Annotated in this window: 7 protein-coding genes; 1 reads left to right on the top strand and 6 read right to left on the bottom strand. The window is 48.0% G+C overall.

Going from position 1 to position 12,260, the window contains the following annotated elements:
* Positions 1-675 precede the first annotated feature (675 nt).
* From AC1DYT_RS05950 to AC1DYT_RS05930, 5 genes are all read right to left on the bottom strand, one after another.
* Positions 676-1,011: an FAD-binding oxidoreductase gene (locus AC1DYT_RS05950; protein ID WP_477468723.1), complete on the bottom strand. Its 336-nt coding sequence runs from the start codon at positions 1,009-1,011 to the stop codon at positions 676-678.
* A 70-nt stretch (positions 1,012-1,081) separates the two neighbouring features.
* A complete protein-coding gene (locus AC1DYT_RS05945; protein WP_477468722.1) occupies positions 1,082-4,507 on the bottom strand; it encodes a T9SS type B sorting domain-containing protein in 3,426 nt (1,141 codons plus the stop codon).
* Between the two features lie 374 nt (positions 4,508-4,881).
* Positions 4,882-9,189: a T9SS type B sorting domain-containing protein gene (locus AC1DYT_RS05940; protein WP_477468721.1), complete on the bottom strand. Its 4,308-nt coding sequence runs from the start codon at positions 9,187-9,189 to the stop codon at positions 4,882-4,884.
* A 527-nt stretch (positions 9,190-9,716) separates the two neighbouring features.
* Positions 9,717-9,896, bottom strand: coding sequence for a T9SS type B sorting domain-containing protein (locus tag AC1DYT_RS05935; protein ID WP_477468867.1), 180 nt, complete (start codon positions 9,894-9,896; stop codon positions 9,717-9,719).
* A gap of 117 nt (positions 9,897-10,013) precedes the next feature.
* Complete coding sequence (locus tag AC1DYT_RS05930) at positions 10,014-10,664, bottom strand: NAD(P)-dependent oxidoreductase (protein WP_477468720.1); 651 nt, start codon at positions 10,662-10,664, stop codon at positions 10,014-10,016.
* A gap of 108 nt (positions 10,665-10,772) precedes the next feature.
* On the opposite strand from AC1DYT_RS05930, the gene AC1DYT_RS05925 reads away from it, so the two are divergent.
* Positions 10,773-11,111 (top strand): hypothetical protein, encoded by a 339-nt coding sequence (locus AC1DYT_RS05925; RefSeq protein ID WP_477468719.1) that lies wholly within the window; start codon positions 10,773-10,775, stop codon positions 11,109-11,111.
* A gap of 195 nt (positions 11,112-11,306) precedes the next feature.
* Here AC1DYT_RS05925 and AC1DYT_RS05920 read toward each other — a convergent pair whose 3' ends face one another.
* Positions 11,307-12,224, bottom strand: a complete 918-nt coding sequence (locus tag AC1DYT_RS05920) for a ChbG/HpnK family deacetylase (RefSeq protein ID WP_477468718.1) — start codon at positions 12,222-12,224, stop codon at positions 11,307-11,309.
* Positions 12,225-12,260: the final 36 nt, after the last annotated feature.

The raw sequence follows: 12,260 nt of genomic DNA, 5'->3' as shown, positions 1-12,260 counted from the left end.
GTATCGGTTGCAAAATAAATGATAAAATACAGCCACCGTTGTAAGAAGGCGATAGATTATGATAAGGATTTAGTAGGGACCAGTTATAATTTAACTAACAGTCCGTTACGGGTTTGTGCATTCAAATATATAAGATAAACTAATCTTTGACTCAAAAAAGTTAAAAAACAGTAAGTTATAAAGCCAATATGATTATAATTAAATAGCAAGCAATAACATTACCTCTCAGGCAATAAAAATAATAGAGCTAATTTTGGCTTTGCATAATAAGTGTTTTTTAGGTTTTGATAATAGGGAAAGTACACCTGCTTACACATTATGAGCGATGAGAAGCATCCCCGGCAAGCAGGGCGGGCTTGCAAAGCGGCTCCGCTAATCGAGGATTGCTTCGTACCAATGACAGGGCAATCTCTACGCATGACAAGCGACTTGCAAGCTGCTACCCTAATCGGGAAATTGCTTCGTTCCTCGCAATAACGTAGTGGTGAGTTTAATCTGCACATTTGAAATATGCAAATTTGAAATCTAAAGTATCTTCCGCAGTCGCTCGGCTCTTGCTGAGTGACAAGCTATTATAAGGCCTCCGGCGATGGCAAGACGCAGGTGAATAATCGTCACTCGGCTGGAGCTGAGCGACAGCGATATATTAAATTCCCTCATCTGCACATCTGAAATCTAAAATATCTTCCCCGGGTTCAATATTCCATTTGGATCGAATACAGACTTTATCCCTTTCCACAATGCGAAATGCATCGGCGTATACTTCAGCGGCATAAACTCCTTTTGCACCACACCAATGCCATGCTCACCGGAGATGGTGCCGCCGAGGCTTACGGTTAACTCAAATATTTCGGTGATACCGGCTTTTAGCTTGTTGTTCCAGTCTTCATCGCTCATGCCGGCTTTAATGATGTTTACATGCAGGTTGCCATCGCCGCAGTGGCCATAACAAACCGAGGCAAAACCATACCGGCTGCCAATTTCTTTGATGCCGTTGATGAGTTTTGGCAAGGTAACCTTTTTAAGCAACAAAGGCCACGGGGAAATCCCCGTGGCCTTTGCTTTGAAACAAACACTTCGTTTAAAATTTCAGTATTAAATAACCCGTCTTCCGTATCGTTTCGGCACCCTTCTTATATTCCAGCGAATAAAAATAGGTGCCGGCCTTTTGCAAATCGCCGTTTGCCGAGTGCCCGTCAAAGGCTTTAAGGTAATTATCATAACCGTTGGCACTATATATCACATCGCCGTTGCTGTTCATCACCTTTACTGTATTCTGCGGGTATGCACCGATGCCATCGATGGTGAACACATCGTTCGCCCCATCCCCGTTCGGCGACAAGCCCTGGTGGATATTCAAATCCGGCGTTACATTGTCTGTAAGTTCGTCCTGCTCTACCAGCATCCGCTTTTGGTTTGTAGTAAGTATCAGGGTCGGGGCCACGGTCGTGGTAACGTTTGCGCCGTTGTACCTGCTTATGTTATAGCCTTCTGCGCCTGCCGTGCCATTATATTCGAGCACTATAGCCCGGTAAGTGCTTGAGGCATTTAAACCCATGAGGTTCACAGTGCTGCCTGTACCATTGTAAACGCAGTACCAGCCGTTTGTGCCTGCTTGCGTACCTAACCCAAATGTGTTATTTGCGTTATAAATGGCGCCTTGCGTAACGTTAAGCGCACCGCTGGTACCCAGTTTAAGGAACACTGCCCGGGCACTGCCGTTGCCGCTTACCCAGCTTAGCGTGGTTGAGGTTGCAGCTGTATTGCTGAATGCTAAAGCTGTTGCATATCCTGTTGGCGGCGTAGCAGGTGCGCCCGGTGCCGGCAAAGTGGTAACGTTTGCGCCGTTAAAGCGTTCCACGTAGCTAACGGCCACGGGGCTGTTGTCGTGGTTATAATCTACCACGGCAACACGGTAGGTTGTAGCAGGCGACAAGCCTGTTAGGTTTACAGAACTGCCCGTACCGTTGTAAACGCAATACCAATCTGAACTACCGGTACCATCGTAAATCGGGCTACCCTGTGTAAACGGGTTACTTGCCTCGTATAGATACTGATTTAAAGGTTGGGGGGCACCCATCGAGCCGGCTTTGATAAATACCGCACGCGAAGCGCCGGTTCCGTTGGCCCAGCTCAGGGTACTGGATGTTGCGGTGGTATTACTGAATGCCAAAGCTGTGGCATATCCTGTTGGCGGATCAAAAGTGTACATCCTCCATGATGTGCTCGCATATTCCAGGTAGTCTGCATTTTCATAAACCGGGTTTTCCATGCTGCCATTATAGGCAACAGCCGTAATGCGGTAAGCTTTATCGGGTGTAAGGCCGGTTACAGTTACTGCTTCAGGAGTAAATGAACCATTATACACACAAAACCAGCCGCTGGTGCCTATTTGTTCTCCGGCACCAAATTTAGTATTCGCTGCATAAGAGGCGCTCCCGGGCGAAGGTAGCCCTGGTAATACATTTATATTAATCATTTCTTTCACAAATAGGGCATATCCCACCGGATGTGGCTCACTAGGATAGGCCTTAATATCTACCATTGTTGCACGGTTTTTAGCAAACCAAGCTTCTACACTGGTAGGGTAAACCGGTGCTACAACAGGCGTAGTTACCCGCGCAGTAGTCCCGGTTACCTGGTAGGTTTCGGCTCCGGCGCTGCCGGTATATTCTACTACCGATGCCGTGTAGGTAGTGCCGGTTTTTAGCCCGGTAATGTTTACGTAGCTGCCCTTGCCGTTGTAAACGCAATACCAACCCGTACCCGCCAGGCTGCCCTTTACAAACGCGCTATCGGGGGCATATGCTGTCCCTTTAACCGGCGCAGGCAAGCCTGCGGTGCCCAGCTTTAAAAACACCGCGCGGTTGGCGGTGCCATCTCCCCGCGGCCAGCTTAAAGTAGTGGTTTTATCGGTCGTGTTTGAAAACGTTATGGTGGTGGCATGATCTAGCGGGTTATAGGGTTCTACGCCATAAACGGTTACCGAACCGAGCGGAAGGTAATCTACCCCACCCCAATATTCCTCGGGTACCGTACGGGTAGTATCGCCCGGCGCACCAAAAAATGCCGTGGTACCATCTGCGCTAAGGGCAGCAGTGCCAGATGCCGCAGCAGGAGAGTTTGGGTCTGGCGCTGGGATTTCTTTTTGTGTCCAGGTGCTGCCCGTACGGGTAAACACAGTTGGCGTTTCGCCGGCAAAAACAATCGTGTTGCCATCGGCACTAATAGAACCGGTTCCGTCATATGGATGCAATTGCTGTTGCTGGGTCCAGGTCTTTCCGTTGCGGGTATACACAATACCATCTGCCAAAAAAGTGTTACCATCGGCACTTAGCGTTATACTATTATGCTCCTCCGGCAGCGTTGCCAGCACTTTCCAGCCGGTTGATGTGAGCCCATATATAACGGTGTAACCAAGGTTGAACTGATAGTTATACCGGCCGTAGTTCGCATGAGAGGATGAAGCAGCAGTTTTTCCATCAGCACTTATGGCCACGTAGCTACCGGGGGCTCCCCTGTACACATTGTAATAGGAAGGCGGGGTAATCAGGTTCCCATCCTCGTCATAATCAGACGGATTAAACGGCCTATAGCGCTGCCGGGTTTCCCTTTTTTGCGGAACATCCTGCACCGGCTGTGGCTGCCAGGTATTGCCTACCAATTTCATAATGGTGATACCCATTGCGGTATGGCTGCCGCCGCCGTAACTGCCGCCGTGTACGCGCTTACCTAAAATGGCTGTTTTGCCATCGGCAGAAAGCCCTACTACACTGCCCAGAGAATCGTTTAACGTACCGGCCTCGGCCCAAACGCCCTTATTACGCCTATACAACTTCGCGGGTAAGGACCCCTGCAGGTTTTCTCCTATTAACGCGGTGTTGCCATCTGCGCTTAAACCAAGGTTGTTCCCATAAACCGGGTCTCTGAAACTGGTGCCAAAAGCTGCGGACACCGCCCAATTACCATTTACGCGGGTGTAAAAAAGATAGCTGGGGTAAGTACTATAAGCGCTGCCGCCGTTTACGATTGCCGAATTCCCGTCGGCACTCAGCACTACCGATGCGCCCTGGTTCTGGGCTACGAACGGTGAATAAAAACCGAGGGCACGTTTTGCTGTATCGATAAGTTTCGCGCCCTGTTGGAAGCCCGGGTATGGCGTTTCGGTTACCGTAAAATTGGTAGCAGAATTGGTACTGGTATTGACGGTCACTTTACCGGTAACCGCACCCGGCATAACCATACCTACTATTTGGGTTGCGGTAAAAGATATTACGACGGCGGGTTTACCGCCAATAGTCAGTTTTGATGTCGACGTAAAACCGGTTCCTTTCACGGTCACCAGTGTACCGGGCGCGCCCGAAGCCGGCGAAAAGGATTTGATAGTAGCGCCAAGGGATGCAATTATGCTTATGCATAATATGATGCTTGTGAGCACTACGCTTTTAAGCACAGGCGAAAAGCGTTTGGGCAATACAATTGCAGATGAGGTAAGGTTTTTTTGCATATGGTATTTTTGTTGGGTGCGAGAAAACATTATAAAATACAGCCGCACTTTAGGGAGACAGTAAATTATGATAAGGATTTGGCATAAACTGTGTTATAAATTCAACACACAGTCCGTCACGGCTTTGTATGCTCAAATATATATGTTTAAACCAAAATTTGAATAAAAAAGGCAATAATACCTACTGGTAAGTATATAAAAGCAAATATTAGGTGATGCAAGTTGAAATTACCAAGCTTATCGTAATATTAATTACACAATAGCGAGTTTTTTACCTAATGCTTTAATATATATCCAGACATTAAAGTATTAAAGCCAAAAGGCCGCCTCACAACTAAGTATGAGGCGGCCTTTTATGTATGGCGTGATTGTTATCAGTATTTGATTACCAGATAGCCGGTCTTCCGTATCGTATCCGCGCCCTTCTTATATTCCAGTGAATAGAAATACGTGCCTGCTTTTTGCAAAGTGCCGTTTGCCGAGCGCCCATCAAATGCTTTAAGGTAATTATCGTAGCCGGTTGCGCTGTATATTACGTCGCCATTGCTGTTTATTATCTTAACCGTATTCTGCGGGTAAGCGCCTATGCCATCGATGGTAAACACATCGTTATCGCCATCTCCGTTAGGCGAGAGGCCCTGGTGGATATTCAATTCGGGCGTTAAGTTATCTGTAAGTCCGTCCTGCTCCATTAGCAAATGTTTCTGATTGGTAGTAAGCAACATGGCAGGGGCTGCAGTTGTAGTAACTGTAGCCGTATTGTACCGGCTCAGGTTATAAGCTTCGGTTCCTGCTGTACCATTATACTCAATAACCACTGCACGGTAGCCTGTAGATGCATTCAGGCCAGCCACATTTACGGTGTTACCCGTACCGTTGTAAACGCAGTACCAGCCGTTAGTACCGGCCTGTGTGCCTAAACCAAAAGTAGTGTTAGCGGTGTAAGTAGTGTTCTGAGCCACGTTTAGCGTACCGCTGGCACCCATTTTTACAAATACTGCACGAGCCGCGCCGTTACTGCTTACCCAGCTTAAAGTAGTTGAGTTTGCTGTAGTATTGGTAAATGCAAGCCCTGTTGCATAGCCGGTTGGCGGCGTAATGGGCGTAACCACGCTGGCGATAGATTCGGATACTTCAGCTACCCGTATTACCCTTGGCGCCTGTATGCTGCCGTTATAATCGTAAACAATGGCCAGGTAGCGCTGGCCGCCTGTTAAGCCGGTGATGTTTACGCTGCTGCCTGTGCCGTTGTAAACGCAATACCAGCCGTTTGCCTGGTTGCCCGAACCATATTTCGTATTGGGCGAATAGTACATATCTGATGGGCCCGCTCCGCCGTCGTAATCCGTTGCCAGCATGAATACCATGCGCCCAACGCCACTGCCGTTTGTCCAGCTTAGGGTGGTGGTGGTACCGGTTGTGTTGCTAAATGCTACGTTTGTTGCCCTGATATTTAAGTCGTCGGTTGTAAACTTGCCTGTTGCCCCGGCAGTGGCGTACTTTTCCGTACCATATTTGCCGTTGTACCCAACTATAGCCACAATATACGGAGTACTTGGATCAAGCCCGGTAATCTCGATATTCGTGTTAGACACATGGGTCCCACTGTAAACGCAATACCAGCCTGCGCCGGCCGGGCTACCCTGGCCAAATACCTTGTTGGCGGTGTAGGTAGTACCGTCGATTATCGTAGGGAAACCTGTGCTGCCCTGTTTAATAAATACAGCCTGCATCGCGCCGCCGGCGTTTGCCCAGCCTACCGCCTGGCTGGTAGCGCCAAGATTAGTGAAGGTTATCGCGGTTGCAACACCAGCAGGGGTAACTACCGGCGTACCTGTGCCCAGCCCATAAACTGCGCCTATAGGGAATTCCCCTTCCGATTCAGTTTGGCCATCATAATACTTCTGGCTTGGGAATACCGTAGTATCCTGCGGGTTACCTGCAAAGCCGGATGCACCATCGGCACTTAACGCTACCACGGGCGCCGGGTTGCTTGTTGCAAAGCTGGTGCTTTGTTTAGCCCATGCAGCAGTACTGCTATTGCGCCAGTACACAACGGGCCCGTTATCGCCGGCAAGCATAACTGTGTTGGCATCTGCACTTATATAGGTCGCAGCACCCGGTTGTACAGCGGGTAAAGAAGTTGTATAGGTCCATTTATTATTTGCACGGCTATAAGCGTGATTGCCGCTGATTAAGATGTTACCATCTGCGCTTAAGCTGGGCACCCCAACAGCCGAGGTTAAATTTTGCTGCAATACCCACTTGCTGCCACTGTATGTATAAACGTTTGTCCCCACGTTTGCAGTGCCCTGAGGCACATTTGTCGCGATTGTTTTGCCATCGGCGCTTATTGCAACTGTGGAGCCTGTATTAGAAATGTAATATTTTGGATTTGGTGGCGCCCCGGGGCTTGTCATTGCCGTGTCTCCCGTCCATACCCCGTTAATACGGTAAAACACGTTTGAATGTGTTTCGCATCCGTGTGCCGAGCACTTTCTGTAACCGGTTACGGCAGTGTTGCCATCTGCGCTTAGCGCCACATCAACTGCCAGAAATAACACGCCGGTTATGCCCTGTGCATCGGGCAGCCAATCACCATTGGCGTCTTTATGGTACCCGTAAACAAAACCCGGGTTAATGGAGTGCAGTTCATCGGTAAAAACCACTAATGCAGCGGTACCATCACCATTTATTACAGCCTTAAGCGGGTAAGATAAATTGGTGTAAGAGGTAGTTATGAATTTGCTTTGTTTCCAGGTATCGCCTTCTTTTTTGTAAAAAATCACGTTTTGCCCGGTACCATACGGCATAGTATAAGTGCTTTTCCCGGAAGCCGCCACAGCGGTTTTGCCATCGGCACTAATGGCCACCACGGTACCCTGCTGTAACGAATAAGTCAGCTTATCTCCCGAGGCATGCTTGGCAGTATCAGCCATCTTTGGGCTGGTTGGTACGTTAGGGAAAGGCGTAGCCGTTACAGTAAAGTTATCACCGCTGCCCGACATAGTCGTAACGGCACCAGGCATTACCATTGCGGTAGCGCTGTAGTCTTTTTTAGAGATAATTAAAGCCTCTTTACCACCAATTTTTAAGCTCGCCGGCCCGGCCATATCGCTAAAATTCACCTTTACCACGGTACCAACCGGCCCACTTGAAGGGCTGATGGATACAATTGCCGGCGACGTTGCACCAAATGCATAAGCTGTACCAAGCGGGTTGCCATCAGCTAACTTCGGCGTTACCGAGGTATCGGCTGGGACACCCATAAAGGCGGTGGCCCCATCCGGGCTCAACGCTATAGATGGTAAACCATAAGCTGTATTATCACCATTAGGGAAACTGCCTAAGCTTGTACTTTTTGCCACCCAGCTACCTGTACCGCTGCGGTAATAAACAACAGGGCTTTTACCAGCCAAAATAATTGTCCTGCCGTCGGCGCTTAAAGTACCTAACGCGGTTTCTGGCAATGTTTGCGTTTGCGACCAGGTTTTGCCTGTAAGGGTGTACAACACTCCCGGATGGTTTCCGGTTAACAACACGGTTTTCCCATCGGCACTGATAGCGGCCTTTTGACCGCCGATTGGTAACGCCATGCCCTTTACCCAGCCTGTATCTTGTTTGTTATAAATACAGCTGCGGTCGGGGGCAGTATGCACAATCGTTTTACCATCGGCACTTATCGCTACCGCCCCACCGTAAATAAAATCCGGCGTATCAAAATAACCGTTTTGCACCCAGCCGCTGCCGTTGTAGCGGTACACGAGGAGGTGGCTATAGAACCCGGCTCCGCTGCGGCCGCTGCCCGGATGAAAGGTACTGCTTACTACAGTATTGGCGTCGGCAGACATGGCAATAACGCCGCAGCTCGGTATGTTATTATTAGAACTTTCCAGCGTCCATACACCGTTTGCTTTTCTGTATACGCCCGGCGTGTGGAGGGAGGATGTATTGGCATCGCCAACTGCAGTTTTGCCATCCGCGCTTAATAAAACTAAGCCGCCTATAGCACCAGCGCCTACGAATAGCTTTTGCACCGGCGGGGCTTTCATCCACACGCCATTGCTTCTTTCGTAAAATATCAAACCGCCCTTATCGCTCTGCGAAAAACTTTCGAAGCCGATGCCTATGCCTACCAAAGCGGTATTGCCGTCGGCGCTGATGGCAACTGAAGTTCCCTGCCCTGCCCCGTAAGACCTGCGCTTTACATAAGAACTGGGATTGTTAGGATCCGTCTGATAAAAGCCGTTATAAGTTGTAGTATCGGCAAGTTGTACGCTCTGCCTTACCATGGGATATGGTGTTGCGGTTATTGTAAAAGTACCTGCGGCCTGCACAACTACGTCGCTGTTCAGTTTCAGTTTTACAGACCCGGTGATATTGCCTGGCATTATCATACCGGCAATTTCGGTAGCGTTTACTTTTACTACTATGGCAAGTTTGCCGCCAATGTAAAGTTCTTTTACATCGCTTAAATTGGTGCCGGTAACCTTAATGAGCGTACCTGCCGGGCCATTTGCCGGGGCAAAGGAGGTAATGGTTTGTGCTGTTGCATTGCCTGCCATGCTTAGCGTTATTACCGCTGTTACGCATAGCGTAAACAACAGCTGCAACAGGCTTTTTGCCTTAATACGGCAATATGCAGGCAATAAAATTGCGGATAAGGTAGCGTTTTTCATCATATTTAGATAGTGTTTATGTGCGAATAAGGTACACACCGATGAATACACATACTTGCTAAATATGCGCGGATAGATGTGATAAGGTTATTATTATATAACTAAATGATTAAGATTTTAACCACCAGTTAGTTGCGGCTATGTATATGCCAAATATAGATGTTTGAACTATTATTTGCTTCGTCTTTTAAGGAATATTGGATTGTAATAAAGATAATACATAGACGAAATTTTTAATTTTAATTATTGATAATCAAGTAATTAAATAATTCTCTTGCTTTTACAAGCGCCTCCGCGAGTTAATAAATATTCGTATCAAGAATAAACGGACGAATATCGATGCGTAAAATGCAATAAACTAACTATCAGGTAACAGTATCTCGTTCCACGTAAATGCAAAAACACTACACAAATAAGGCAAAGCTTAACGTCTCCGTAACAAAGGATGACAGCCGGGCGGATTGTTTCGCCCCCCAAAAACAATAAAGGCCACGAGGATACCCCGTGACCCTATTTTTACAAGTATTTCGCTAATATTTGATTACCAAATAACCGGTTTTCCGTATCGTTTCCGTGCCTTTTTTATATTCAAGGGAATAAAAATAAGTGCCTGCTTTCTGCAGGGCACCATTTGCCGAGTGCCCGTCGAAAGCTTTAAGGTAATTATCGTAGTCGCTCGCCCTATATATTACGTCGCCGTTGCTATTTATAATCTTTACAACCCTTCGATATATCGTACATTAATCAAGCAGCTAGCCAGGATATTTTTCCTTTTTAATATTAATAAGATAAATGCCGGTAAAAGGATATGAAAAAGAAAGATTTTTTCAGGTAGATACCACCGGCATTTGGAGCAGGAAAAGCTTACCCTGCAAAGCATCCACCATAAACTTAGCAACGTTGCGCCGACTGATGGTAAGGCCTGGCTTGGGCTGGCTGTTAAGGCTTACGATAACGGTTTTGATTTTTGATGAATTGGTAAGCCCGACGGGGCGAACGATGGTGTACTTTAAAGCCGATGCGGCGAATAAATCCTCCTGACGCTCATGATCGCGGTAGGCAAGGCCTACGTTGCTGTTATCAATCACCCATTTAAACCACCATGGGATATCTTTGAGGGTATCGTTAGTGCCCCATGCCGAAGTGAGGATAATCCGGCTGATGCCATGCTGCGGCGCAAGCTCAATGATGTTTTTTGCCGTTTCGGAAAGGAAATTGGCCGGCGTACGCAGCTTAGCCCAGGGAAAATCGGAATTGCGGGAGATGTTCAATGCGCTTAGTATCGCTTCGCAACCTGCCATTGCTCCGTTTAAGGTGGCTTCATCGGTAGGTAGGCCCTCGAACAAGGTTAAAGCAGAATGCGCAGGCACCTTGCTTTTATCGCGCACCAATGCATTTACGGTATAACCCCGCGACAGAGCTTCCTGCAAAAGCAGCTTGCCGGTGCGGCCTGTGGCACCTAAAATCAATACGTGCATAATAAGGTGGTTTATGAAGCACTAAGCTAACTATTTTATGCCGATACGAAGGATTATCGCGCCGACCAAAGCATTGCAAATTGCGCAGAAAACCCTACCTTGCATCCAATGATTGAATATTTGGAAATGTTTAAGGATTGGCTGTTCAGCCTCGGCGAAGAGCATGATGTAAACCCATTGCTGCTTGCCATTCTTTATTTGGTAAGTAAGCCGTTATTTTTTTTCTTCCTGGGCTGGGTGATAAAAAACATGAGGAACAAAAAACCGTTCATGACACAGTTGCTCATCGCTTGTGTATGTTTCAGCATCCCCTACTCCTATCTGATATTCGCCGGGCGAAACATATCCATTTGGGTATATATATTTATTGCTGTGGTTTACGCTTATGGCGGGTTTTCTATCTACAAAAAGGTTACAGCTAAGGTGGATCCTACGTTGCCGGTGTAGTTGGAAACATCCATCGACCATAATTAATTACATTGCTTATCCACCTCGTCCTTGCGAGCGACAGCGTGGCAATCATCGGTGAACAGAGGAGCTTTGCACATCCGCCCTGCTTGCCGAGGATTGCCACGCCGCCCCATCGCGCATACCCCCACGTCGCTCCTCGCAATGACGTGGTAGAAAAAGTACTCACTCCCCCTACTTCCCATCCACAGCATTCAACACACTAATATCTTTACCTTTCAACATTTGCTCATAGTTTACTGCCACGAATTTCTTCCCTTGCATGGCTTTGAACTCCGGCGATAGTAGCATATTCAATTCGGTTTGGCGGTGCAGGCTGGTGAGGGGTTTGCCTTCTTTGGTATTCATCATGCCGGCGTTCATATCGAACAGGGCATCCATTTCCGGCCCCATTTGGCCAACGTGTATCACCACCAAATTGGGTCGCAGGGGGTTAAGCTTCCCTCCTACATAGGCCAAAAACGCTTTCTTTTTGGTAGCTACGGGTTCGCCCCACATCTCCAAATAGGTTTCGCCGAAATAGCTTACCGTACTTAGCGGCGATATGGCCAGTTTATATTTATGGGCCAGCTTTTCGGTGAGGGCACGCATGGCCGGGGTGGATAGCGCCACGCCCATATGCGGGTCGATATAAGTAATCTTCAATCCCGTCGCAAGCGCACGCTCTATCTGTGCGGTAAGCTCGCGCTCCACCTCTTCCATTTTGTAGCCGCTGTGCGCAAAATCGCCGGTTGACTGGTGGAAATACCCCACCCCATCAACAAGGCTCGGCACGGCTTCTTTGCCCAATACAGGTCCCCAGCGATAATACCGCCATTCGGAAGTAAGCGTAAGGTGCACGCCCACGCTTATCTGCGGGTTCTTTTTCAGTATCGCCACCGCCTCCTGGTACCAGGGACAGGCAAACTGCACCGACGCAGAGAAAGGCATGCCCGTTTTGGCCACCTGTTCCATGGCCATGTTTACGGAATGGTTCATGCCGATATCATCCAGCCGTATTAACAATTTAGGCAACTTATTTTGTGCGGAAAGCTTGAGTGTTAAGGCAGATAGCAAAGCTATCGCGAAGTAAAGTTTGAGAGATAATTTCATTTAGGATGTTGTGAGATGAGTATTCACGAATTGAGT

The sequence above is a fragment of the Mucilaginibacter sp. P1_D10 genome (assembly GCF_056406215.1).
Note: the sequence above shows the minus strand (reverse complement) of the source record. Positions and strands in the feature narration are given on the sequence as shown.